Below are 22,212 nucleotides of genomic sequence, written 5' to 3'. Positions count from 1 at the left end.
GGGACCGTGCGACGGGACCGGGTGGAGGTAGGACGAGCGGGCGGCCGGGTCAGCCGTCGGCGGGTACGCGCCAGGAGCTGAGCCGCCGCTCCACGGTGACCAGGAACTGGTTGAAGGCCACGCCGATGGCGGAGATCGTGATGATGCCCGCGTACATCTGCGGGATCGCGAAGTTGAACTGCGAGGCGTTGATCAGATAGCCGAGGCCCGCCTTGGCGCCGATCATCTCGGCGGCGACCAGCACGAGAATGGACACCGCTCCGGCCAGCCGGATACCGGTGAACATCACCGGCACCGACGCCGGCAGGATGACCTTCTGGAACAGCCGGGGCGCGGACAGGTCCATCGACTTCGCCAGCTTCAGCAGGGTCGGGTCGACGTTGCGGACCGCGCTGATGGTGTTGAGCAGGATCGGCCAGGTGCACGCGTACACCACGATGGAGATCTTCGAGGTCTCGCCGATGCCGAGCAGCAGCACGAACACCGGCAGCAGGGCCAGCGCAGCGGTGTTGCGGAACACCTCCAGCAGCGGTCCGAGGAGGTCGGCGACCGGCCGGTACCAGCCGATCAGCAGGCCCAGCGGCACGGCGACGGCGACGGCGATACCGAATCCGCTGAACGAACGCGTCAGGCTGGCACGCGCGTTGTCGGCGAGCTGACCGTTCACGGCCAGCTCCCACCAGGCGCGCGCGACCTCGCTGAACGGCGGCAGGAAGGTCCGGTCGACCAGGCCGAACCGCGGGGCGGTCTCCCACAGCAGCACCAGAGCCAGGATCGCCGCGGACTTGGTTGCCCCGTTGAGCAGCAGATTCGGCAGTCGGCGGGCCGCCTGGCGGAACCGGGCCGTCGCAGGGGCGATTCGGCGCTCGTCCGACGGCGATGCCCCCGGTGGCCTGGATGCCGCGGGCGTAGCGGAGGGAGGGCGAGGGGCGGGCTCGGTGGTGCTCACGGAGTCCGGCGCCGTGGTCTTCTCGGTGGCCGTGCCGGTTGTGGTGCTCATACGGAAGCCGCCTCCTTCTCCAACTGCTGGGCCCTGGCCACCTCGTCGTGCAGCAGCGACCAGATCTCGTGCCGGTGTCGCGCGAACTCGGGGCTGGAGCGGAGGTCGTCCGTCGCCGTACGGGAGCCGAAGGCGACCGGCACGATCTGCTTGATACGGCCCGGCCTCGACGTCATGACGGCGACGCGCTGTCCCAGGTAGACGGCCTCTTCGATGCCGTGCGTGATGAAGAGGACGGTCTTGCCGGTGCGCTGCCAGATGCGCAGCAGTTCGTCCTGGAGCGATTCCCGGGTCTGGGCGTCCAGCGCGGCGAACGGCTCGTCCATCAGGAGCACATCGGGGTCGTAGGCGAGGCTGCGGGCGATCGCCACCCGCTGCCGCATCCCGCCCGACAACTCGTGCGGATGGCGGTCCTCGAACCCGGACAGACCCACCAGGTCCAGGAACTCCCGGGCGCGGGCGGATCGTTGGCGCCGTGGGACGCCGGTGGCCTCCAGGCCGAACTCGACATTGCCCTGCGCCGTGCGCCACGGCAGCAGCGCGTACTGCTGGAAGACGATGCCCCGGTCCAAGCCCGGGCCGGTGACGGGTCGGCCGTCCAGCAGGATCCGTCCGGCGGTGGGCCGGGCGAGGCCGCCGAGCAGCTCCAGCAGCGTCGACTTTCCGCAACCGCTGGGACCGACCAGGACGATGAACTCGCCGGCCGCTATCTCCAGGTCGATGCCGTCGAGGGCGGTGAAACGGGTGGTCTGCCCATCCCCCCTGCGGTCCTTGACGGTGAAGTCCTTCCGTACGTCCTCGAACACGACCTTGGGCGTCGTCGATTGCGTGGTGGATTCCGGCATGGGATCAGCTCCCGCTCTTGGTGGCGGAGGACGACTTCTGGTTGCCGTTGAACTCATTGGTGTAGAGGTCCGACAACGTGACCTGGCCCTTCTGGATGTCACCGCGTTCGACCAGCCAGTCGATCCACAGCTTGAGTTCCTTGCCGGTGATCAGGCCCGACTTCTCGGCGACGCCGTAGGAGCGCCAGTACTTCAGGGGCGCGGTGTCCTCGTTGCGGCCGCGCTTCTTCACGATCTCGGTCATCCGGGCGACGACCTCGCCGTGCGGAGTGGAACGGGACCAGTCGATGGCCCGTCCCACGGCGGTGACGAAGGTCCGGGCCGTGTCCGGGTTCTGCTTCAGGAACCGGTCGGTCATCACATACGTGCCGGCGCTGAAGGCGCCGAGCAGTTTGTAGTCCGTGAAAAGCGGGCGGACACCACCGGCCGCCAGTGCCTTGTCGCGCAGAATGCCGCCGAGCACGGCGACCTCGATCTGCTTCTGACGCAGCGATTGCTCGGTGTTGACCGGAGGCACCACGAGCGGCTCGACCTTGCCGATGTCCGCCCGGGACAGACCGTTTCGTTGCAGATAGATGTCCAGCATGGCCTCGGAGTGGGCGCCGAGGGTGTTCATCCCGACTTTCTTGCCGATCAGGTCCCGGGCCGACCGGATCGGGCTGTCCTCAAGGACGTAGAAGCCGTTGTAGGCGTACTTGTCGGAGCCGTAGTAGCTGATGACGGACTTGATGGGGGCGTTGTTCGCGGCCAGTTTGACGACCGCGCCGTTGAACGCGCCGCCGAAGTCGATCTGGCCCGTGGCCGCGGTCTGGATATCCTGCGGACCGCTGATCGTGTTGCCGACCCACTCCAGCTTCACATCCTCCAGGTAGCCGAGGTCCTCGGCCAGCTCGGGCAAGATGACCTGGCCTGCCCAACCCTGGTATCTGAGGGTCTTGGTCTGGTTCTTGGCGGCAGTGGCCCCGGATGCGGACGTGCCGCAGCTCACGGCCACCGCCGAAAGACCGAGCAGGGAGAGGAACTGGCGTCGGGTCGATGCCGTAGTGGCCATGGAAAGATCCTGTTCAAACGAATGGGGAATGGCGTGAAAACGGTGGAATGAAGAACACCCACCGAAAGCGGTGCCCGTTGACCGGGCGCAGGCAAGTCCGGGCCGAAAGAGGAATGAGGCCCCATCAGGAATGCCGACGAGGAATCAGTCGTTCACGACAGCAGAGGTATGGTCGTGATGGTCGACTGCGAAATGGAGCGGGAGAGCGGCGCCCGTGCCCGTCGGCTTGTTCAGCGGCCGACGGCACAGATGGCGCTGGCCTGACGTCGCAGATCGACGTGCAGGCGCGCGGCGAGGTTCTCGGAGTTGCTCACAATCACGAGAGTTGCAGCGAAATCCGGCCAAGTCAATGTCGCTTGCGCGGACTTCTCGTATTCTGAACCACCCGACATGTGAGCGAAGTGCCGTGTTCACAATTGCCTGGATGCCGGGTCGTGTGGCCAATACCGATCATGCCGAGTCCGCCGGGGAAAGGCTCAGCGCATCGCAAGGTCATACAGGCAGGACGAACGGAGGGTGCGTCCCGTTGAGAAAGTAGTCCCCGACATCGCGGAGCCGGTGGGCGACGGGCTCGTACAAGGTGTGGGTCCGGGCATTGCGCCAGAAGCGGTCGAAGCCCAGCCGCGAGGACGCGGAGCGGGCGCCGATGATGTCGAGGGCGCGGGCGGTGGATTCCTGTGCGGCCTTGGATGCGGCGGCTTCGGCCATGGCCACGAGAACGGAGATCTCCGCGTACTCGTCGTAGGTGAGGTCGTCGCAGCGTACGAGCCCGCCGTGCACGGCTTCCAGTGCTTGAGCGGCGAGCGCGGAGGCGGAGCGGGTGAGGACGGTGAGTTCGCCGTAAGAGGTCAGTACCTGCGGGTCCTGGGGGGAGCCGACCGGCCAGTCCGGGTGCCAGGGTGAGTGGCCCGCCCTGCTGTACTCACGGGCTTCGGCGAGCACTCCCTCAGCCATGCCGAGGCGGAGCTGGATGGACAGGAGTCGCCCGACCGGCGATGCCAGAGCGGTCAGGGGCGTCAGGACGTCCTCGTCCGCGGACAGGGAGCCGAGTACGGCGTCGGCGGCGACCGGTACGGCGTCGAACTCCACGCTCCCGCCGGCCGCGAGCCGCTGGCCGAAAGTGTCGGCGTCGCCATCGATCCCCACACCGTGATGGGCGGGATCGACGACGACGGCGAGGGGCTCGCCGGTGTCGGCCCGTGCGGCCCGCACGGCGAGGCGGTCGGCGACCAGGACCCCGGTGGCGTAGCTCTGCCGACCGTCGAGCACATGGCCGGTGGCTGTCCTGGCCAGCGTCGGAGGCGGATCCTGACGGGCGAGACCACCGCCCCAGCACCACTGCTCCGCCGCGGACAACCGCTCAACCTGAGCGGCGTGGGCGGGCTCGGTGAAGAACCGGGCGCTCCACGACAGGAAGTAGTGACAGCCCAGTAGTTGACCGATCGCACCGTCGGCCGCGGCGATGTCCCGGACGACGGCGTAGGCCGTGGGCCAGTCCGCGCCGCCGCCCCCGAGTTCGGCCGGTATGAGGAGTGTCAGCAGTCCCGACTCGCGCAGCCGGGACACCTCGTCGAACGGGGCCTTGCCTGCCTGCTCCCTGGCCGCCGCGTCCGTGGCCAGGTCGTCCGCCGTCTCGCGGGCCACGCGCAGCCAGTGCGCACGGCCGGGCCCGGTCCGGTCGGATTCCGAGGTGGGGCCGGACGGCGCAGTGGCAACGCCCATGGCAGGGGTCTCCTCAAGGTCGGCGGCAGGCTGCGGTGTAGGGGTTCTCTTGCTGCTCGGGCACGTACTTGTAGCCCACGCGCCGTACGGTGACGATGCGGTGCCGGTGAGCCCTGCCCAGCTTGCGGCGCAGGCGCGCGATGTGGACATCCACGGTGCGGCCGTCGCCGATGTGGTCGTAGCCCCAGATGCCGGCCATCAACTGCTCGCGCGAATGCACCTGGTGGGGGTGCAGAACGAGATGGGCCAGCAGCCCGAACTCCAGGTAGGTGAGGTCGAGTTCGCGTCCGTCCACCTCTGCGACATGGCGCGCGTGATCGATGCGGACGCCGCCGCCTCCCGTCTGCTGCGCGGAAGGTGAGTCCGTGTGGGCGACAGGCCGGATCTCCGGCCGTGTCACGTCCTTGGCGAAGAGCTGGGCGGGATCGGTGCCCTCGGGAACGAGCACGAGATAGCCAACGAGGGGAGCGGATCCGTTTCCCTTGTCGCCGTCCTGCGCGAGGTCGCCCACGAGGCGGAGATGGCGCATGTCGGGGAGTGGCGAGTCCGATGGAGCGGCCTGGGCCGGAAGTGCCGTGGTCATGGCGGTCGTCCTTCAGAAGTACGTCGGGCCGTCAGACGCAGTGGGTGGTGCGCCTGATCACCTGGGATGAGAGAGAAGGAGCGGAGCGGCACGCGCAAGGTTATGAGCCGCGTGCCTTACGCGCGACAGCAGGCGGCGCTGACGACGTGACCAAAGTCGACATGCCGACGACGAACGAGTCGTTGCTGCTTGTGGGACATGCGCATCATCCTGCGCGCCCGCCGGGCGGGCCGTCAACGCTTTCCTAGTAAATCAATAGGAAATGTAGGTCACGCAACACCATGGGTGGGCTCACCGGCCACCGTCACCGCCGACCGCCGGGCGGGCCTCGGGCGCCGTCGCCTCGCCCTCTCCAACCGGGCACGAAGTCCGGCCAGATGGACCCTGAGCTGCCTGGAAGGCGCGGTTGCGCGACGGAGTTGACCACCATCGCGAAGACCAGCAGCGCGGCGCCAGCGGTCAGCCGGCGGCCCACGTGGCGTCGCGGCACGATCCCCAGCAGATCGGCGTCGGTGACCACCCCGTGCGGCCACGTTCGTGGGTGCAGCGCAGGCACAGCGCTGGTACGGGGCGGTGGCTGGGCTTCGGCGTCATCACGCTCGCCGCGTCCCTCAACGCGACCGGTACGGCTGCCGCGCGCGGCGGAGCCGGTCCGTACTTGATCGTATGGGCGCACCACGCGCGTCTGTCGACCACGCACAGGAACTGCTCAACGCCGGTCCGGTATCCGGGCCGTGGTTGACGAGAAGCGAGATGTACTGCTCAATTAATCGCATGAATGCCGAGCAGCGCCTGGTCACCCGTGACCACATCGACTTCGGTCGGGTGTGGTCCGCCGCGTGTTGCGCCTGACGCGGCAGCGGGCCGTCTGACCGGCCCTTCCCTCCCTCGGCGACCCCGGTCGCGGGGCGAGGTCCTCCCTTCGTGGCACCGCCGTACGCATGCGCTGAACACACGCTGATCCACGTACGGACGGTCCTACGAGATCTGACACGCGCTGCCGCCACCCCCACCTCGGCCGAGGCCCATGCCCCGGCGTCAACACACCTGCTCACCACCTGGTTCTAAGCACCCTGAAGCGCCGTCGTACCCGGCCGTACCGAGGGCTGCTCCGCCGTGCCCGCGAGCTGCCGACGGCACGGCCCAGAGGACTTGAGGAAAGGCCATCTCCCATGCCAGTGGAGTTCCTTGGAATCGCCGCCACCAACGACGGCTCCGAAACCACCCCGCGCTCCGGCGCCGCCTTCGACAAGGAGTACACGCTCCGGCTCGCCCGGGCGCACGAGGACCACGGCTGGGACCGGGTGCTGTTCGCCTACGGATCCGGATCGCCCGACCCCGCGCCGGCCGCCGCCTACATCGCGAGCAGGCTGGACCACCTCCAGATCCTGCTGGCCCACCGGCCCAACGTCTCGTACCCGACCTTCGCCGCCAAGACCTTCGCCACCCTCGACCAGATCAGCGAGGGCCGGCTGACCGTGCACTTCATCACCGGCGGCAACGACCACGAACAGGGCCGGGAAGGCGACACCCTGACCAAGGACGAGCGCTACGCCCGCACCCGCGAGTACATCCGGATCGTCAAGAAGATCTGGACCACCCACGAGCCCTTCGACCACGAGGGCGAGCACTACCGGTTCCACGACTTCGTCAGCGATGTCTTCCCCGTCCAGCAGCCCCGCCCGAACGTGTCGTTCGGCGGTTCCTCCGCTGCGGCGTACGAGGCCGGTGGCGCCGAGGCCGACATCTACTGCCTGTGGGGCGAGCCCCTCGCGAGGACCGCAGAGCAGATCGAGAACGTAAAGGCGGCCGCGAAGGCCGCGGGCCGCACCGATCTGCCGCGCATTCAGGTGGCGTTCCGCCCGATCATCGCCCCGACGGAGGGGCTGGCCTGGGAGAAGGCCCACCGGACGGTCGGTGCGATCAAGGCCCGCAAGGAGAAGGGCGAGGCGATCACCAAGCGCCACAACGGCAATGCGCGGCCCGAGAACAGCGGCTCGCAACGGCTGATCGCCATCGCCGAGGCGGGGGAGCGCTACGACCGCGCCCTGTGGACCCCGACGGCCGCCGCCACCGGTGGCGCGGGCAACTCCAACGCCCTGGTCGGTACGCCCGAGACCGTGGCCCAGGCGCTCCTCGACTACTACGACCTCGGCGTCGACATCCTCTCCGCACGCGGCTACGACCTGCTGGGCGACGCGATCGACTTCGGCCGGTACGTGATCCCGATCGTCCGCGAGGAGGTCGCCAAGCGCGACGCCGAGCGGGCTGCGCGCGGCACGCAGAACCTGGCGGCGGTGAGCGGGTGACGTCCGCACCTGAACTGACGACCGCTCAGGTCATCGTCGCTGACCCGAGAGTGCAGCCACGGCCGCGCGAACTCGGCACCGTCGCCTACCACGCGGCCACCACAGGGAAGACCGAAGTCGTCGGCACGTACTCCGGTGCCGGCGCCACCCTCCAGGGGCTCATCGCGGCCACCACCAAGGAGGACAGCGGCCTGGTCAAGCCGCTCGCCGACGCGCTCAACGAGGTCGTCGAGAGCGGCACGTACCCCAGGGTGCTCAAGCGCTGGGGCCTGTCCGACGAGGCCGCCACCAAGTCGGAGATCAACCCGCCCGGCCTGTCCAAGACCAACAAGTAGGCGTCGCAGGATGCGGGGCCGCAGTCCGCGCCGCGGTACCCGGCCCCGCGCCTGTCCCACGAAAACCTCACGTTCCGAAGGGTCCACCATGGCCACCGTCCTGTCCGTCTCCGGAAGCCCCTCCGCCACCTCCCGTACCGCCCGGCTGCTGCGCCACCTGGACCGGCGGCTCACGGCCCAGGGACACGAGGTGATCCCCCTGGACGTCCGCACCATCCCCGCCGAGGCCCTGCTCGGCGCCGACTTCAGGCACCCGGCGATCGCCGAGGCGACCGCCCTGTTCGACCGCGCCGACGGGATCGTGATCGGCACACCTGTCTACAAGGCCGCCTACTCCGGGCTGCTGAAGTCCCTGCTGGACCTGCTGCCGCAGTACGCCCTGTCCGGCAAGACGGTGCTGCCGCTGGCGACCGGCGGGACCACGGCGCACGTCCTGGCGATCGACTACGCCCTTCGCCCGGTGCTCAGTTCCATGGGCGCCGCGCACATCGTCCAGGGTTGGTTCACGCTCGACAAGGACATCGCGGTGGGCGACGACGGCACCCTGACGGTCGCGCCGGGCTCGGCCGAGGCCCTCGCCCAGATCGTCGATCAGTTCTCCGAAGCCCTCGGCAGCCGTACGGCCTTGCCGACTGCTGCCGGACGAGCAGCTTGACCGTGTCCGCCGACGGAGCGAAAGGCGTGAGCCTGAAGTGAGCCTCGCCTTCCACTGGTTCCTGCCCACCAACGACGACAGCCGTCAAGTCGTCTGCTCTCACCTGGGGCGAGCCGCCCGCCGCCGTCGCCGAGAAGATCGCCTGGATCCGGACCCTGGCCGAGAAAGAGGGGCGGAACATCCGCTTCGGTATCCGCCTCCATGTCATCACACGCGACACCGCCGAGCAGGCGTGGGCCGAGGCACAGCGATTCCTCGACGGCTTCGACTCCGAGACTGTCGCCGCCGTACAGGCCGGGCTCGCGCGCAGCGAGTCCGAGGGGCAGAAGCGGATGCTCGCTCTGCACGGCGGCGGCCGCGACGGCCTTGAGATCCACCCCAACCTGTGGGCCGGCATCGGTCTGGTGCGCGGCGGAGCCGGCACGGCACTGGTCGGCAGCCACACCGAGGTCGCCGAACGGATCGCCGAGTACCACCGGCTCGGCATCGACGAGTTCGTGCTCTCGGGTTACCCGCACTTGGAGGAGGCGTTCTGGTTCGGCGAGAACGTCCTGTCGCACTTCGCCACCCAGGGACTGTGGACTCGGGCTACGCTCGCGGACGCAGCTGCCCGGCCTGCGGTCCAAGTCCCCTTCGCGGGCTCCTGGCGCTCACGCCACCGCCTCCAGACCCACCCGTCCGCCGAGCGCGGCGGAGAACTGATCGGCGACCCGTTCGAGTGCCTCCCGTGCGGTGGGCTCCACGAGGACACCGCCGTCCTCCCGCACGTCGATGTGTTTGTCCAGGACGAACCAGCCGGGCGTGATGTGCGCGGGGCTCATGAAGGCGAGTACCGGGCGCAGTCCGTAGTCGATCGCCAGAACGTGTGCCGTGCTGCCGCCGGTGGCCAGCGGCAGCACAGTCTTGCCTTCCAGCGCGTGCTGCGGAAGCAGATCGAGCAACGACTTCAGCAGCCCGGAGTACGCGGCCTTGTAGACCGGGGTGCCGACGACGACGCCGTCGGCACCCCGGAAGTGCTCGATGGCGCGGACGATGTCCGGGTGCTCGAAGTCCGCGTGCAGCAGGGCTTCGACCGGAAGGGTGCGGACATCGAGGGGGATCACGTCGTCCCCTGGGCCGTGAGCCGGGCGTCCAGGTGACGCAGCAGCCGTGCGGTGCGAGAGGTGGGGGAGGGGCTTCCGGAGACGGAGAGGACGGTGGACATGGGCGATCTCCTGGGAGGGGCGGGAACGGTCGTCAGAGGGCTTTGCCGGGGTTGAGGATGTGGTGCGGGTCGAAAGCAGCCTTGATGCGCTGCTGCGGTGCGTGCTGCTCGGATCCGAGTTCCTGAGCGACCCAGCGCCGCTTGAGCGTGCCCACTCCGTGCTCGCCGGTGAGGGTGCCGCCCAGGCGCAGCGCGGTGGTGAAGATGTCGCCCGCTGCCTGCCATGCCGCGTCCGGGATGTCGGAGGACGCGGGGCGACGTAGTTGTAGGCGGCCATCATGCCGCCCTGCACGAGAGCGATGGCCAGGTACACCAGCCACAGGCGCGGGCGCCGGAGCGAGCTCAGTTCGTCGCGCAGGGAACTGTCACCGTCGCCGCTGTCGGCGAGCAGCTGACGGGCGATCACCGCGGCAGCGGCCACAGCGAGGACAGCGAGGACCCAGCAGGGGCCCCGCCAGCCGCCCAGCTGGCCGGCGGCGGTGCCGAGCGGGACGCCGACGATGTTGGCGAGCGTCGCACCGCCGACCATCACACCCATGGCGCGGGTACTGGCCGCCGGTCCGGCGGCGGCGGTCGCGACCACCGCGCCCACGGCCCAGAACGTGCCGTTGCTCAGCGCCGCGGCGAACCGGCCCGCCAGCGCGAGCGGCAGGCTGGTGCTGAGTGCGCCGACGACGTGGCCGGCGGCGAACACCAGCAGCGCGGCGACCATCGCCGGGCGGCGGGGCAGACGCAGGGTCGCCATGGACATCGCGGGCGCGCCGACCATCATGCCGATCGCGAAGACGGTGATCAGCAGGCCGACGCTGGACACGCTCACGTCGAGGTCGCCGGAGATCTCCGGCAGCAGCCCGGCCACGATGAGCTCACTGGTGCCCATGATGAAGGCGACCGCGCCCAGCAGCCACACCACCGGCGGCAGTTTCGCCAGCTGTTCACCGAACCTGCAGAGGGGCGGGTCCCGCGCCTTTGCCGCGGCCACGCCAGGGGGGTCTTACCCCCAAAGGCGCGCACCTGACGCTGGCGTGGGGTTTTGGCGTAGCTGCTGTCGGTCGCTTCGTAGGAAGGATCTCTGCCGTCGATCCGTGCTCGCGCCAGTGACGGTAGGAGGATGCGGCCCGGCCCCGGACCGGAAAGCTGCGGCATCACCCGCCACGGATCCCGCCCGCCCCGCGGTCACCTGGCGCACCGACCCCGGACGGCCGAGCCGATGTCCTGTGGTGCCGGGCGTGCGGCTGTGTGGTGAGGGCGGGAAGCCGTCGAGTGTTTCCGGCTGTTACTCGCGGAGCATCGCGCCGCCGTTGACCGACCAGACCTGCCCGTTGATCCACTCGCCGTCATCGGACAGGAGGAACGCCACGATGCCGGCCAGGTCTTCCGGCTTGCCGAAGCGGGTGCTGGGAAGCGTCATGCGGGTGAACTCCAGCGCCTCCGGGCTCAGAGCCATCTTCTGTGCGGATTCGGTCAGGACGACTCCGGGGGACACGCAGTTGCAGCGGATGCCCTGCTTGCCCCAGCGGGAGGCGATGTGCCGGGTGAGTGCGTTGATTCCCGCCTTGCTTGTCTGGTACGCCGCGCGCTGGTGGTCGCCCACGTGCGCGGCGAGGGAGGAGGTGTTGACGATGGCGCCGCCGCCTTGTTCCAGCAGCAGGGGAAGGACCGCGCGGCTGGTGAGCGCGAAGCCGATCAGGTTCACTTCCAGGGTGCGCCGCCATACGGCCGGGTCCATGTCGAGCAGGTCGCCGTCACGGCCCAGGGTCTCCGCCGAGACGTCGGCGGCGACGTTGTAGAGGCCGTCGGCTCCGCCGAGTTGGGAGACGGCGGTGTCGACGAGTGCACGTACCGAACGTTCATCGGCGAGGTCGAACTCGACTGCGAGAGCCGTTGCGCCGGTATCGGTGAGGCGCTTGGCGGTGGCCTCGGCCGCGTCGATGTTGACGTCACCGACCACGACCGCCGCGCCCTCGGCCGCGAGCCGCTCGGCGGTGGCCGCGCCGATCCCGGACGCACCTCCGGCGACGACGATGCGCTTTCCGTTGAGTCCCTTCATTGCACTACTCCTTGTCTTTTCCGGCGCTGCAGCGGTCGTCGGCTGTCCACGCCTCGTGGGTATATGCGGGTCTGATGTCGACCTGTGATCTCAAACTAGGGGCGGTTTTCCGCGCTTTCAGCCCCCTGCGGGCGGAACCCGGCGGGGCCGATTAGTCCTGCGGTACTAAAGGGCCGCCTGCTCGTTCGCACTGCATCGTGCTCGGAGTGCATTCCTGGAGGCGTGACGTCGCCCGTCGGCGACACCCGCCACAGCTCGGGGAGGTGGCGCCCGGTCACCGGCAGCCATGATGGCTGGCCGCAAGAGCGAGGAGCGGCCGTCACGCTCCTGCGCGGGTCACTGCGTTTCGCGTGAGAAGGCCGCGACGATGGTGCGGGCCAGCTCGTCACCGACCGCGGCGCTGCCGAGTCGCTGCTCGTCGAGCTGGTCGAGTGCGGCGACGACGAGCCCGCCGTAGGCCGCGACCAGCCACTCGGGCGACAGGTCGCCGCGCAGTTCGCCGGCCTGCTGGCGGTCGGCGACGTACTTCTTGAACTCGACCGTGTTGGTCAGGTTCTGCCGTCTGTCGCTGGAGGCGATCAGGAACCGGTAGCGGTCACCGAAGGCCATGATGTCGCCGCTCAGTCGGAGCAGTACGTCGAGGGCGGGGCCGCTCTCGCGCAGGCGCCGCGCCATCAACTCGTCCACCTCGGCGACGACATGGGCGTGGATCGCCTCGACGAGTTGCTCGCGGGTGGCGAACCACCGGTACATCGTGGCCCGTCCGATGCCGGACGCGGAGGCGATCTCCGTCATGCTCGCGCCGGGGTTCTCGGCGAGTGCCGTAGCCGCCGCCGACAGCACGTAGCGCCGCGCCTGCGTGCGAGGGCCGGGCATGTCGTCGGTGTGAGGCGAGCGGGGCATAGGCATCAATCCTACGGTGACGGAGCGAGCCGGAGCAGCCGACCTGGGCATGTTGTTGATCGGACTGCCCGGAGCGTACGAGGGCGCGGCCGGCGTGGCTGGGGAAGCCGACCTCCCTGGGGGGTCATACCGTGCTCTCTCATTCACGGAGCAGTCCGCCGCCGTTGACCGACCAGACCTGCCCGTTGATCCACTCGCCGTCGTCGGAGAGGAGGAATGCCACTGCGCCGGCCAGGTCTTCCGGCTTGCCGAAGCGGGTGCTGGGCATGGCCTGCTGCGCCATGGCCATGGTTGCCGCGTTCTGGGCCATCTTCTGCGCGGATTCGGTCACGACGAGTCCGGGTGACACGGAGTTGCAGCGGATGCCCTGCTTGCCCCACCGGGAGGCGATGTGCCTGGTGAGTGCGTTGACCCCTGCCTTGCTGGTCTGGTACGCCGCACGTATGTGGTCGCCGGCATGCGCGGACGCGGAGGAGGTGTTCACGATGGCGCCGGCGCCTTGTTCGAGCAGCAGGGGAAGGACCGCGCGGCTGGTGAGCGCATAGCCGATCAGGTTCACTTCGAGGGTGCGCCGCCATACGGCCGGGTCCGTGGCAAGCAGGTCGCCGTCGCGCCCCAGCGTGTCCATGGACAGGTCGGCGGCGACGTTGTAGAGGCCGTCGACTCCGCCGAGCTGGGTGACGGCGGTGTCGACGAGGGCGCCTATCGAACGCTCGTCGCCGAGGTCGAACTCGACGGCGAGAGCGGTTGCGCCGGTATCGATGAGGCGCTTGGCGGTGGCTTCGGCCGCGTCGATGTTGATGTCGCCGACCACGACCGCCGCGCCCTCGGCCGCGAGCCGCTCGGCGGTGGCCGCGCCGATCCCGGACGCACCTCCGGCGACGATGATGCGCTTTCCGTTGAGACCTCTCATGACACAGCTCCTGTCCTGAATGATGCGACATCCCCGTCTCTGAATGAGACGCTACTATCTCAACATGAGACGGACAAGTATCACTGCGGGGTCACGCCTTGTGCTCGCCGACCGCGTTCCGAGGACGAGAGCGCCATTGGTCCCGCAGGACTAACCGGCCCTGAGGGATTCCGTCCGCAGGGGGTCGGGAGCGCGCAAGGCCGCTCCTAGCTTGGGATGGCGGGCCACTGGGGCCCCAGTTGACGCCATGTCTCTTCCTCCCTGGGGGTACTCCGTGGCCACCTTCCTCCACCGGCTCGGCCGGTTCTCATTCCGGCGGGGACGTCTCGTCCTGGTGCTCTGGCTCGTGACCCTGGCCGCCGTCGGCATCGGCGCCGCGGCCTCCTCCGGTGCCGCCCCGGACAGCGTCAGCGTTCCGGGAGCACAGTCACAGAAGGCGATCGACCTGCTGGAGAAACAGTTCCCGCAGGCCTCGGCCGACGGCGCCACCGCACGGGTCGTCTTCGAGGCGCCGAGCGGGCAGAAGCTGGCCTCCGACGCCAACAGGACGCAGATCGAGTCCCTGGTCGCGAAGCTGGAGAAGTCACCGCAGGTCGCAACCGTCACCGACCCCTTCGGCAGCGGGCAGATCAGCCGGTCCGGCACCATCGGCTTTGCCGGGGTCACCTACAAGGTCGCCCAGGGCGACGTCAGCGACGCCGCCCATGACGTCCAGAAGGCGGTCGTCGATCAGGGCGAGAAGGCCGGCCTGACCGTGAGCCTGGGCGGCGACGCGGTCAGGGGCGAGGCCCCCGGCATGCTGACCCAGACGCTCGGCACCTCCATCGCCGGCATCGTACTGATGATCACCTTCGGCTCCCTGGTCGCTTCCGGCCTGCCTCAGCTCACCGCGGGAGTCGGCGTCCTGGTGAGCCTCTTCTCGATCACTGTCGCCACCCGGATCTGGGACGTCGCCTCCGGGGCGACCGCCCTGGCGCTGATGCTGGGGATCGCCGTCGCCGTCGACTACGCACTGTTCGTCGTCTTCCGCTACCGCGACGAGATCCGCGCCGGCCGCGACCCCGAGGAAGCGGCGGGGCGCGCTCTGGGCACCGCCGGCCCCGCGGTCGTCTTCGGCGGCCTGACCGTGACTATCGCACTGCTCGGGCTGAGCGTCATCGGCGTCCCCGCGCTCACCTCACTGGGCCTGGCCTGCGCCTTCGCCGTCGCAGTCGGCGTACTGGTCGCGCTGACCCTCCTCCCCGCCGCCCTCGGCCTCGCCGGGCCGCAGATCATGAAGAACAACCTGCAGACCCGACGGATGAAGGCACAGGAGCGTGGCGAGGGCGAGGCCATGGGTGTGCGGTGGGCGAAGTTCGTCACCCGCCGTCCGGTCAAGGTCCTCGTCGCGTCGGTGATCGGTCTCGGCCTGCTCGCTCTCCCCGCCGCATCCCTGCGCCTGGCCATGCCCGACGACGGCGTGAAGGCGTCCGGCAGCACCCAGCGCGTCGCCTACGACACCCTGAGCGAGGGCTTCGGGCCGGGCTTCAACGGCCCGCTGACCGTGGTCGTCGACGCCCGCGACAGCGACGCCCCCACGGCGGCCGCAGACGAGGCCACGACACTGCTGAACCGGATGGACGACGTCGCCGACGTCCACGGCGCCGTATTCAACCCCGCCGGCGATGTCGCGCTGATCAGCGTCGTTCCGGACAGTTCCCCGACCAGCCGGGCCACCAAGGACCTGATCTCCGAGATCCGCGATCGTGGTACCGAACTGCACGCCGACACGAACGCCGACGTGATGGTCACCGGCGCGACCGCCGTCGATGTCGACGTCTCCACCAAACTTGCCGACGCCGCGATCCCCTATCTCGCCGTCGTCATCGGCCTGGCGATGCTCCTGCTCCTGCTGCTCTACCGCTCGATCGCGATCCCGCTCAAGGCCGCCCTGGGCTTCATGCTCAGCATCGCCGCCACCCTGGGCTTCCTGGTCTGCGTCTTCCAGTGGGGCTGGTTCGGACTCGACCAGACCTCACCCCTCAACGGCCTCCTGCCCATCCTGCTGATCAGCGTCCTCTTCGGACTCTCCATGAACCACGAGCTCCTCCTCGTCACCCGCATGCGCGAGGAGTACACCCGCGGGGCCCGCCCGACACAGGCGATCGTCGCAGGCTTCCGGCACAGCGCCCGGATCGTCACCGCCTCCGCGGTCATCATGATCGCCGTGTTCGCCGGGTTCTTCCTCGTCCTCGACGACATGGATCTGATCAAACAGATCGGCCTCGGACTCGCCGCCGCCGTGTTCTTCGACGCCTTCGTGGTGCGCATGACCATCGTTCCGGCCGTCATGGCCCTGCTCGGCCGCCGCGCCTGGGCCCTGCCCAAGTGGCTGGACCGCGTCCTGCCCGACGTGGACGTGGAAGGCGAGAAGCTTCCCCGGGCGCTGGACACCGCGCCGGTCGACACCGAGCGGCCGCACCCCGAGCTGGTGGGCGCGGCGGCCCTGGTGGGCGCCGGACCGGGGCTCTCTGCGAGCCCGGCCGAATACAGCGCCGCCCCGGCCCTCACCGGCGTCGACAACGGCAAAGAGGCCGAGGCTCCCGCGCCTGCCCGGCATACCCGCGGCCGGGTACGAGGACCGTCCTGGCTCAAGCGGCGCGGCCGACGCGGCGACGACGCGACGACCGCCGGCGTCGACACGCCCCAGCAGCAGGAACCGACAATGAGGACATCAATGATGAAACTTCCCTGGAGGAAGTGACGGAAAACGGCTGCCCCCGGCCGTCTCGCCAGCCCCGCCCGTCGGTCCGGTTCCCCCGCGGACCGGCGGGCGGCTCCGACATCTCGTGGAGACAAACACCGTGAACGCACCGAGCGCCCGCGCTCACCCCGTAGACCCGGACGACCTCCAGGTCCTGAAGACCCTGACCGGGGACCCCGAGCAGCGTGTGATCGTCTCAGTGCTCTCCAAGCTCGCGAGATGGCGGCGAGCCGACCGGGCCCACTCCTGGGTCCGCCACTGGGGCGTCCCGGTCTTCTGCGCAGGACTCGGCGTGAGCTCCTTGGCCAACCCCTACAACACCGCCCCCGTCCCGCTGCAGTTGGTCCTCCTGGTCGCGTTCTGCGTTCCCCTGCTGTGGCGGGAACGCCACCCCATGCTGGTCTACGTGGTCGTCACCGCCGTCGCCGTGGCAACCCTTCCGCTGGGGGTGCTGACGGGCGCCGAGACCGCACGGGTCGTGGCCCTGTTCAATGTCGGCCGCTACTGCACCCCACGGCAGTTGGTCATCGCCATAGGCGTGGCCACCGCCCAACTGGTCGCCTGGGCCGTCGTCTTCTGGCAAGGCCGTCAGCTGGAGTTCGCGACCCGTCCAGAGGTCGTGAGCCCGATGGCGGTGGCCGGTCTGATGGCCTTCGCCCTGCTGGGGCTGCTCACCCGGCTGGCCCACGCCTACGTCGTCGCGCTGCGCAAGGAGCGCGACCGTCAGGCCCACCTCGCCGTCGCGCAGGAACGTGCCCGCGTCTCCCGCGAGATGCACGACATCCTCGGCCACACCCTCGCCGTCATCGTCGGCCTCGCCGACGGCGCCGCCGCGCTCGCCGCCACCAAACCCGAACGTGGCACCCAGACCCTCCGCATCATCGGCGACACCGGCCGCCAGGCCCTCGCCGAACTGCGGCGCCTGCTCTCCGTCATCAGCGAGGACGACGGCCGGCCCCACGACGCCCCGCTGGCCCCACAGCCCGGCCTCGCCGACCTCGACGCACTGCTGGAGCGCGTTCGCGCAGCAGGCCCCACCGTCATCCTGGACTCCCGAGGCGACCTCACCGGCATGACGCCCGGCCTCCAACTGTCGATCTACCGCATCGTCCAGGAGGCCCTGACCAACACCGTCAAGTACGCCGCCTCCGACACGACGGTCCACCTCCGCATCACCGCCGGCCCCGGTGCCGTACGCGTCACCGTCGACGACACAGGCCCGGCCCGCGCCCGGCGAGCAGAGCACCGGCCCCGCACCGGGGGCGGCCGGGGCCTGGTCGGCATGCGTGAACGCGCCGCCCTCTACGACGGCGACGTCACCGCCGGCCCCAACGACCGTGGCGGCTGGACCGTCCAGGCGCTCCTCGTCCCCAATCCACCCTCCCCGGAGAGGCACTCCGCATGACCACCGTGCTCATCGTCGACGACCAGGCCCTGCAGCGAATGGGCTTCAGCATGCTCCTGGAGGCCCAGCCCGACATGACGGTCGTCGGCGAGGCCACCAACGGCAGCGAAGGCGTCCGCATGACCGCCGAACTCCGGCCCGACGTGGTCCTGATGGACGTCCGCATGCCCGGCATGGACGGCATCGAGGCCACCCGCCGCGTCATCGAGTCCGGCGGCCGCTCCCGGGTCCTTGTCCTGACCACCTTCGACCTCGACGAATACGCCTACGACGCCCTGCGCGCCGGTGCCAGCGGCTTCCTGCTCAAGGACGCCCACCCCGACGAACTCGTCGCCGGAGTCCGCGCGGTGGCCGCCGGCGACGCCGTCATCTCCCCGGGCCTGACCCGCAAGCTCATCGACACCTTCGGCCACCGCTTCCCCGGCAACAGCCCACAACAGCAGCGCCGGCTCGCCGACCTCACTCAGCGCGAACGAGAAGTCCTCACCGCCATCGCCACCGGCTGGACCAACTCGGAGATCGCCGAACGCCTCCACCTCGCCGAATCCACCGTCAAGTCCCACATCAGCCGCATCCTCCCCAAGATCGACGCCCGCGACCGTGTCCAGGCGGTGATCTTCGCCTACGACACCGGCCTCGTACGACCGATCTGATCCGAGCAGCGTCCCGGTGAACTCGTGCACGATCGGTGAGAGGGCTGGCTGCAGATCTGGTGCGCCGTCAATTTGACGTACGGGTCCGCAACGGCGGGTGCGTCGGCGGCCGGCTCTCATGTGGTCGGCCATCGCCCAGCGCCAATGCGGCGGGCTGACGGGCCCAGGACGACCACGGCAAGGCCAGCACTCGTCGTGGAACGCGGACGATCCACTGTCCCGCAGGTCAGACTGCGTGGCCAGGACGCGTGGTGCGGATTCAGGTGGTCCCGCGGATTCGGCAGGCGGCACTGTCGGTGGCGCGCGGTCCACGAACTCATCACAGGCAAGCCCGACCACGATCCGCCGCGCTCACGCCGTACAGCCCGTCTCTCCGTGGTGCAGACCGGGTACTCCCTCTTCCAGCGGGAGGGCGAGAAACTGTTCCCACGCTCGGAGAGCTCGGCATCGGGTTGGCGGCCTACCAGCCCCTCGGCCGCGGATTCCTCACCGGCAACGTCAAGTCCGCCCAGGAGTACACCTCCGACGACGTGCGGACGACGGACCCCGCGCTGGCAACCGGGCAACTTCGAGAAGAACCTCGAAGCCGTCAACCAGTTGCAGGCGCTGGCGGAGTCCAAGGGCTCCACCGTGGCACAGCTCTTGCTCGCCTGGCTCCTCATGCAACAGGACTACATCGTGTCGATTCCCGGCAGCCGCAATGCCAGGCGTGTCGAGGAGAACGTCGTGCCGCTGACCTCACACTCAGCTCCGACGATCTCACCCGAGTCGAAGAGATCCTGCCCCCATGGCGCGTACGGTCCCCGCTTCATGGAAGCTCAGGACCCCCAGCTGGGACTGGCCCGGATCAAGGCCCGAAACGCCGACAGCCGGGCCGCGTCCGCCATCCCCGCGCTCTGACGCCGGGCACGGCGTGAACAGCCGCCGACGGTACCGGACATGCAAGCCTCCGTCCCGTCGGCGGTGCTCCCCTCGGCCTGTTCACCTGCCTGACACGGTGCTGGTCACCAGGCGACCGGCAGTCGGTGGGGTCCGTAGGTGAGGGTGTTGTTCCGGAACTCGATCTGCTCCAGCGGCACCGCCAGCCGGAGGTCCGGCAGCCGGCGCAGCAGCGCGGGCAGCGCGATCTGCAGCTCGACCCGGGCCAGAGGCTGACCGAGGCACTGGTGGGCGCCGTAGCCGAAGGCGAGGTGGCCGCTGGTGTTGCGGTCGGGGTCGAAGGTGTCGGGGTCGGCGGAGAATGTCGAGTCGCGGTTCCCGGCGGGCAGGTTCACGGCCACGGCTTCGCCGGCCCGGACGAGCTGCCCGCCGATGGTCACGTCCTCGGTGGCGACGCGGTAGATCGCGTCCTGGACGATGGTCAGGTACCGCAGCAGTTCCTCGACCGCGTTCGCCACGACGTCGGAGTCATCCGTGTCACGGATCCGAGCGAGCTGGTCAGGGTTCTCCAGCAGGGCCAGGGTGCCGAGGGCGATCATGTTGGCCGTCGTCTCGTGCCCGGCGACCAACAGCGTGTTGGCGTTGACGACCACGGTGTCGCGGCTGATCTCCCCGGCGGCGACCCGCTGGATCTGCCGGCTGATCAGGTCGTCCTCCGGCTCGCGCTCCCTGCGCGCCACCAGCTCGTACATGTAGCCGGCCAGTGCCACGGTCGCGGCGCGCTTCTCCTTGTCCGAGGCGTCGGCCGTGATGATGGTGGCGCTGTGCTCCTGGAAGAACGCGTGGTCCTCGTAGGGCACGCCGAGCATGAGTGAGATGACCATGGACGGAATCGGGAATGCGTAGGCGCTCACCAGATCCGCCGGCTGCCCCTGGCTGATCATCTGCTCAAGGAAGTGATCGGCCTGCTCCTGGATCAGCGGGCGCAGCCGCTCCATCCGCTTCACCATGAACTCGCCGGTGAGCATCCGGCGCAACCGGATGTGTTCCGGGCCGTCCATGCGTATGAAGGGCTGGGCCGTCTCGGGCCCGGCGTTGGACGGGACGGGAAAGCCGGGCGTACGGTCGTCCGCGCTGAGCCGCGGGTCGCTGAGAACCTCGCGGATGTCGGCGAACCGGCTCACGACCCACATCGGCTGGCCGCGCCACAGCGCCCGCCGCAGGCCCTCGCCCTCACGCCAGTTGGCGTAGTCGGCCGGCGGATCGAAGGGGCAGCGCCCGGACCGTACTCCCGGGAACGGCGGGAGGCCGGTGTGGTCGACCGGGTCGGTCGTATTGGTCGTCGTAGTCATGGATCTCTCCTTGAAAAGGCATGAAGGGCTTGAGGGGTGTGGACGACTTCGAAGGCTGGCGGGTGGGGTGTCACTGGCTCGCTCGGCGGCGACGCCCCACCCGGTCGGCGCCGCCGGCCCGCGGATGCGGTCACGCGGCGGCGGTGTCGGTGACGGCCGCTTCCCAGGCCGCGCCGGAGGCGATGAGGGCCCGCCAGGCGCGCAGGATCTTGGGTGACTTGCCCATGGCGAGCACGCCGGTGAGCCGGTCTCCCCGGCGGTAGGCCACAAGGAACTGCCGCGCTGTGACATCGCTTTCCAGGACGAGTGCTTCGTCGTGGTCGCGCAGATAGCCGTACGCCTGGACTCTGGTGTCGTACTGGTCCGACCAGAAGTACGGTACGGGGGCGAACGGCCGTGGCGCGTCCGGGTTGAGCAGGTTGTGGGCGACGGTGAGGGCCTGCTCGCCGGCGTTGGTGCGGTGCTCGACGCGCATCTTCGTGCCGAAGAGCGGGTTGTGCCAGCAGGCCACGTCTCCCACGCCGTACACACCGGGTGCGGCGGCACTGAATTCGTCGCACACGAGCCCGTCGCCGAGAGCGAGCCCGCTTCCGGCCAGCCATTCGGTGTTGGGCAATGAACCAATGGCGACCAGGACGTCGTCGGCGGGCATCTCGCTTCCGTCGGCCAGCGCGACACCGGCGACCTCGCCACCGACGCTGAGCACTTCGCTCACCGCCGCGCCCGTGCGCAGTCGGACGCCATGGTCACGGTGGAGTTGCGACAGGAACCACCCGGGCTCCTCACCGACCGCCTGCGCCATCGGTACCGCGTCGGCTTCCAGCAGGGTCACGTCCACGCCGAGCCCACGCGCGACGGCGGCCACCTCGGCACCCAGGAACCCGGCGCCGACGATCACCAGCCGCCGGCCCGCGCTCAAGCGGGCCTTCAACGCCAGCGCGTCGGTCAGGGTACGCAGTGTGTGCACCCCGGCCACCTGCTCGGCCCCGGGCAGCGGACGGGCTCGTATGCCGGTCGCCACGACAAGAGACTCGTACGGCAGCCAAGTGCCGTCCGCCAGCAGAAGCGTGCGCGCGGCCATGTCCAGCCCGGTCGCCCGCACCCCCAGTCGCAGGTCCAGATCGAGCGCGTCGATGTCCGCCCGCCCGCGCAGGGCGAGCCGGTCCGGCTTCCACTCCCCTTTGAGGATCTGCTTGGACAGCGGCGGGCGGTCGTATGGAAGGTGCGGCTCGTCACCGACGAGCGTGATCTCCCCCTGATGTCCCGCCCGGCGCAGCGCCTCCGCCGTGGCCAGCCCGCCCGCCGACGCGCCGACCAGCACGGTGCGACTCATGACGTCGTCACATGGATGGCGGCGGCAGGGCAGGCCAGGGCCGACTCACGCACGACCGGGTGCAGCACCGGATCGGGCGTCCCGTCGAGCAGCACGACCACGCCGTCCTCCTCACGCTGGTCGAAGACCTCGGGCGCGATCAGGACGCACTGCCCGGCGGCCACGCACTTGGGTTCGTCCACGGCGACATTCATCTTCACGGCGGTTTCCTCTCTGGGTCGGCTGAAGCACTCCCGAGAAGCACGTTAGCCGACGCTCGTCGGTAAACCAACATGTG

The 22,212-nt window shown here is 69.5% G+C and carries 18 protein-coding genes and 4 pseudogenes; 8 read left to right on the top strand and 14 right to left on the bottom strand.

Going from position 1 to position 22,212, the window contains the following annotated elements; all coding sequences use genetic code 11:
• Positions 1–49 precede the first annotated feature (49 nt).
• The 5 genes from JIX55_RS00405 to JIX55_RS00385 form a co-directional block, all read right to left on the bottom strand.
• Positions 50–1,000 carry an ABC transporter permease gene (locus tag JIX55_RS00405; protein WP_257561205.1) on the bottom strand — a complete coding sequence of 317 codons (951 nt, stop codon included), beginning with the start codon at positions 998–1,000 and terminating at the stop codon, positions 50–52.
• Entirely contained in the window at positions 997–1,845 is an 849-nt protein-coding gene (locus tag JIX55_RS00400; RefSeq protein ID WP_257561204.1) for an ABC transporter ATP-binding protein, read from the bottom strand. The genes JIX55_RS00405 and JIX55_RS00400 overlap by 4 nt, the downstream gene beginning before the upstream one ends.
• Before the next feature lie 4 nt (positions 1,846–1,849).
• The gene (locus JIX55_RS00395; RefSeq protein WP_257561203.1) at positions 1,850–2,896 is read right to left on the bottom strand and encodes an ABC transporter substrate-binding protein; all 1,047 of its coding nucleotides are present in this window, start codon (positions 2,894–2,896) and stop codon (positions 1,850–1,852) included.
• Between the two features lie 492 nt (positions 2,897–3,388).
• Entirely contained in the window at positions 3,389–4,618 is a 1,230-nt protein-coding gene (locus JIX55_RS00390; RefSeq protein ID WP_257561202.1) for an acyl-CoA dehydrogenase family protein, read from the bottom strand.
• Positions 4,619–4,631: 13 nt separating this feature from the next.
• On the bottom strand, positions 4,632–5,201 hold the full coding sequence (locus JIX55_RS00385; RefSeq protein WP_257561201.1) for a winged helix-turn-helix domain-containing protein: 570 nt from the start codon (positions 5,199–5,201) through the stop codon (positions 4,632–4,634).
• A 1,172-nt stretch (positions 5,202–6,373) separates the two neighbouring features.
• Between JIX55_RS00385 and JIX55_RS00380 the strand changes: the two genes are divergently transcribed.
• From JIX55_RS00380 to JIX55_RS00365, 4 genes and pseudogenes are all read left to right on the top strand, one after another.
• A complete protein-coding gene (locus tag JIX55_RS00380) occupies positions 6,374–7,510 on the top strand; it encodes an LLM class flavin-dependent oxidoreductase (protein ID WP_257561199.1) in 1,137 nt (378 codons plus the stop codon).
• 77 nt (positions 7,511–7,587) lie between these two features.
• Positions 7,588–7,845: pseudogene (locus JIX55_RS00375) on the top strand (ABC transporter substrate-binding protein); the annotation flags it as partial.
• 88 nt (positions 7,846–7,933) lie between these two features.
• A complete protein-coding gene (gene ssuE, locus JIX55_RS00370; RefSeq protein ID WP_257561198.1) occupies positions 7,934–8,500 on the top strand; it encodes an NADPH-dependent FMN reductase in 567 nt (188 codons plus the stop codon).
• A 98-nt stretch (positions 8,501–8,598) separates the two neighbouring features.
• Positions 8,599–9,138, top strand: a pseudogene (locus tag JIX55_RS00365) (LLM class flavin-dependent oxidoreductase); the annotation flags it as partial.
• Positions 9,139–9,150: 12 nt separating this feature from the next.
• On the opposite strand, the pseudogene ssuE (JIX55_RS00360) reads toward JIX55_RS00365, so the two are convergent.
• From ssuE (JIX55_RS00360) to JIX55_RS00335, 6 genes and pseudogenes are all read right to left on the bottom strand, one after another.
• Positions 9,151–9,704 (bottom strand): annotated as a pseudogene (gene ssuE / locus JIX55_RS00360) (NADPH-dependent FMN reductase).
• Between the two features lie 32 nt (positions 9,705–9,736).
• A complete protein-coding gene (locus JIX55_RS00355; protein WP_443046307.1) occupies positions 9,737–10,024 on the bottom strand; it encodes an FAD-binding oxidoreductase in 288 nt (95 codons plus the stop codon).
• Positions 9,973–10,614, bottom strand: a pseudogene (locus JIX55_RS00350) (MFS transporter); the annotation flags it as partial. The gene JIX55_RS00355 and the pseudogene JIX55_RS00350, both read right to left, overlap by 52 nt.
• 366 nt (positions 10,615–10,980) lie before the next feature.
• A complete protein-coding gene (locus tag JIX55_RS00345; protein ID WP_257561197.1) occupies positions 10,981–11,754 on the bottom strand; it encodes an SDR family NAD(P)-dependent oxidoreductase in 774 nt (257 codons plus the stop codon).
• Between the two features lie 336 nt (positions 11,755–12,090).
• Positions 12,091–12,657, bottom strand: a complete 567-nt coding sequence (locus JIX55_RS00340; RefSeq protein WP_257561196.1) for a TetR/AcrR family transcriptional regulator — start codon at positions 12,655–12,657, stop codon at positions 12,091–12,093.
• Positions 12,658–12,796: 139 nt separating this feature from the next.
• Complete coding sequence (locus tag JIX55_RS00335) at positions 12,797–13,570, bottom strand: SDR family NAD(P)-dependent oxidoreductase (RefSeq protein ID WP_257561195.1); 774 nt, start codon at positions 13,568–13,570, stop codon at positions 12,797–12,799.
• 274 nt (positions 13,571–13,844) lie between these two features.
• Between JIX55_RS00335 and JIX55_RS00330 the strand changes: the two genes are divergently transcribed.
• From JIX55_RS00330 to JIX55_RS00315, 4 genes are all read left to right on the top strand, one after another.
• On the top strand, positions 13,845–16,313 hold the full coding sequence (locus JIX55_RS00330) for an MMPL family transporter (protein ID WP_257569168.1): 2,469 nt from the start codon (positions 13,845–13,847) through the stop codon (positions 16,311–16,313).
• A gap of 100 nt (positions 16,314–16,413) precedes the next feature.
• On the top strand, positions 16,414–17,718 hold the full coding sequence (locus tag JIX55_RS00325) for a sensor histidine kinase (RefSeq protein ID WP_257561194.1): 1,305 nt from the start codon (positions 16,414–16,416) through the stop codon (positions 17,716–17,718).
• Complete coding sequence (locus JIX55_RS00320) at positions 17,715–18,371, top strand: response regulator (RefSeq protein WP_257561193.1); 657 nt, start codon at positions 17,715–17,717, stop codon at positions 18,369–18,371. Before JIX55_RS00325 ends, JIX55_RS00320 begins: the two co-directional genes overlap by 4 nt.
• A 144-nt stretch (positions 18,372–18,515) precedes the next feature.
• Entirely contained in the window at positions 18,516–19,271 is a 756-nt protein-coding gene (locus JIX55_RS00315; RefSeq protein WP_257561192.1) for an aldo/keto reductase, read from the top strand.
• Positions 19,272–19,375: 104 nt separating this feature from the next.
• On the opposite strand, the gene JIX55_RS00310 is transcribed toward JIX55_RS00315, so the two are convergent.
• From JIX55_RS00310 to JIX55_RS00300, 3 genes are all read right to left on the bottom strand, one after another.
• Positions 19,376–20,602 (bottom strand): cytochrome P450, encoded by a 1,227-nt coding sequence (locus JIX55_RS00310; protein WP_257561191.1) that lies wholly within the window; start codon positions 20,600–20,602, stop codon positions 19,376–19,378.
• 130 nt (positions 20,603–20,732) lie between these two features.
• Entirely contained in the window at positions 20,733–21,935 is a 1,203-nt protein-coding gene (locus JIX55_RS00305) for an NAD(P)/FAD-dependent oxidoreductase (RefSeq protein WP_257561190.1), read from the bottom strand.
• A complete protein-coding gene (locus JIX55_RS00300) occupies positions 21,932–22,129 on the bottom strand; it encodes a ferredoxin (RefSeq protein WP_257569167.1) in 198 nt (65 codons plus the stop codon). Before JIX55_RS00300 ends, JIX55_RS00305 begins: the two co-directional genes overlap by 4 nt.
• Positions 22,130–22,212: the final 83 nt, after the last annotated feature.

It is taken from the genome of Streptomyces sp. DSM 40750 (assembly GCF_024612035.1).
Classification (GTDB): Bacteria; Actinomycetota; Actinomycetes; order Streptomycetales; family Streptomycetaceae; genus Streptomyces.
This window is presented reverse-complemented; position numbering and strand designations above follow the sequence as displayed.